This is a genomic window from Parabacteroides sp. PF5-9 (assembly GCF_029893105.1).
Lineage (GTDB): Bacteria > Bacteroidota > Bacteroidia > Bacteroidales > Tannerellaceae > JARXWG01.
The window spans coordinates 1-2,500 of sequence record NZ_JARXWG010000041.1 but is presented as its reverse complement, the minus strand read 5'-3'; the positions used below and the strand labels follow the sequence as shown (position 1 = coordinate 2,500).

Sequence of the window (2,500 nt, the reverse complement as noted above, 5' to 3'; positions counted from 1 at the left end):
CTGATCCGATTAGCGTTGATCAGGAAACCTTAGTCTTTCGGCGAGGGGGTTTCTCACCCCCTTTATCGTTACTTATACCTACATTTGCTTTTCCGGAAGTTCCAGCAAGGGTTATCCCTTACCTTCAACACCGCCGGAATGCTCCCCTACCACGTATTAATACGTCCACTGCTTCGGTAAACAATTTATGCCCGAGTATTATCCACGCACGGTCACTCGACTAGTGAGCTGTTACGCACTCTTTAAATGAATGGCTGCTTCCAAGCCAACATCCTAGCTGTCTTAGCGACCATACTTCGTTAGTTCAACTTAATTGTTATTTGGGGACCTTAGCAGGTGGTCTGGATTCTTCTCCTCTCGGACATGGACCTTAGCACCCATGCCCTCACTCCCTGTCAATATTTTGTACCCATTCGGAGTTTATCTGGACTTGATAGGCGGCGAAGCCCTCGCATCCAATCAGTCGCTCTACCTGATACAAAACTAAACAGAGGCTGCACCTAAATGCATTTCGGGGAGTACGAGCTATCTCCAAGTTTGATTAGCCTTTCACCCCTACCCACACGTCATCCGAAAGCTTTTCAACGCTTACCGGTTCGGTCCTCCAGTTAGTGTTACCTAACCTTCAACCTGCACATGGGTAGATCACTTGGTTTCGCGTCTACAGCCACTAACTAATGCGCCCTATTCAGACTCGCTTTCGCTTCGGCTCCGGACCTGAAGTCCTTAACCTTGCTGGTGACCGTAACTCGTAGGTTCATTATGCAAAAGGCACGCCGTCACATATAAATATGCTCCGACCGCTTGTAGGCAGACGGTTTCAGGGTCTATTTCACTCCTCTGTTCGAGGTTCTTTTCACCTTTCCTTCACAGTACTGGTTCACTATCGGTCTCTCGGGAGTATTTAGCCTTACGGGATGGGCCCCGCTAATTCACACAGGATTTCACGTGTCCCGCGCTACTCAGGATACCACTAGGCTTCGTCAGTCAGTCGTGTACGGGACTATCACCCTCTAGGGTCGTTCTTTCCAAAACGCTCCACTTAACTGATCTCTTGCCACAACGTGGTCCTACAACCCCAATATTGCCTAAACAATATTGGTTTGGGCTAATCCGCGTTCGCTCGCCACTACTTGCGGAATCACTTTTGTTTTCTTCTCCTATGGGTACTTAGATGTTTCAGTTCCCCACGTTCGCCTCCCTTAACGGGATGACAGGCCTTCAACCTGCCGGGTTGCCCCATTCGGATATCCGAGGATCAAAGGTTATTTGCACCTCCCCCCGGCTTTTCGCAGCTTATCACGTCCTTCATCGCCTCCGAGAGCCAAGGCATCCACCGTCTGCCCTTTCTTACTTTCCTCACCTATAGCGGAACAACCTATTTAATTGTGAAGTATGAATTGTGAATTATGATTGCTCATAAACACGACTCAACACCCAGCAATTAAGGCTGCCGCCGGATTGATATACTTTTGTAAGTTTGCTCTACTTTAATTATTGATTTGGTCCAACATGTCAAAGATCTTTTGAGACGCCATTCGGCGGCTCAAATTATGAATTTTGAATTGTTAATTATGAGAAGAATAAATTCTTACATCATAATTCATACATTTAGAAATTCATAATTAATTCGTGGAGAATATCGGATTCGAACCGATGACCCCCTGCGTGCAAGGCAGGTGCTCTAGCCAGCTGAGCTAATCCCCCAAATTTTAATGGTTAATTATGAATGGTTAATTATGAATTGAAGACTATGTCTATGTTACAATTTATAATTCATAATTCATAATTCAAATCGCTACCGCGATTCGGGTAGTCCCAGGCAGAGTTGAACTGCCGACCTCTACATTATCAGTGTAGCGCTCTAACCAACTGAGCTATAGGACTGTCAACCTTCGAGTTTTCGTCTGCCTGGACCTCTTTAGTCCAGCATCATCTTTCTCTTATGATCTATATATGATTACATCTCAACAGCAGTACAAAGACCGAAAAACAACCGTTCGTTTTTAATGGTTAATTATGAATGGTTAATTATGAATGAATTATGGTGTCATAATTCATAATTCATAACTCATCATTAATAATCGGATCTCTGGTCTCCAGAAAGGAGGTGTTCCAGCCGCACCTTCCGGTACGGCTACCTTGTTACGACTTAGCCCCAGTCATCGGTTTTACCCTAGGCCGATCCTTGCGGTTACGGACTTTAGGTACCCCCAACTCCCATGGCTTGACGGGCGGTGTGTACAAGGCCCGGGAACGTATTCACCGCGCCATGGCTGATGCGCGATTACTAGCGAATCCAGCTTCACGGAGTCGAGTTGCAGACTCCGATCCGAACTGAGAGAAGGTTTATGGGATTGGCTCCCTGTCGCCAGGTGGCTGCCCTCTGTCCTCCCCATTGTAACACGTGTGTCGCCCCGGATGTAAGGGCCGTGCTGATTTGACGTCATCCCCACCTTCCTCACAGCTTACGCTGGCAGTCTTGTTAGAGTCCCCAGCA

The 2,500-nt window shown here is 46.9% G+C and carries 2 tRNA genes and 2 rRNA genes (1 of these 4 cut by a window edge); all 4 read right to left on the bottom strand.

The features are described from left to right. Nucleotides 1-1,360 (bottom strand): 23S ribosomal RNA (locus M2135_RS15490) (it extends 1,520 nt beyond the left edge of the window). Nucleotides 1,361-1,633: 273 nt separating this feature from the next. Beyond that, nucleotides 1,634-1,707 (bottom strand) — tRNA-Ala (locus tag M2135_RS15485). A 106-nt stretch (nucleotides 1,708-1,813) separates the two neighbouring features. Beyond that, nucleotides 1,814-1,887: transfer RNA gene (locus M2135_RS15480), tRNA-Ile, on the bottom strand. Nucleotides 1,888-2,103: 216 nt separating this feature from the next. Beyond that, nucleotides 2,104-2,500 (bottom strand): 16S ribosomal RNA (locus tag M2135_RS15475); the annotation flags it as partial.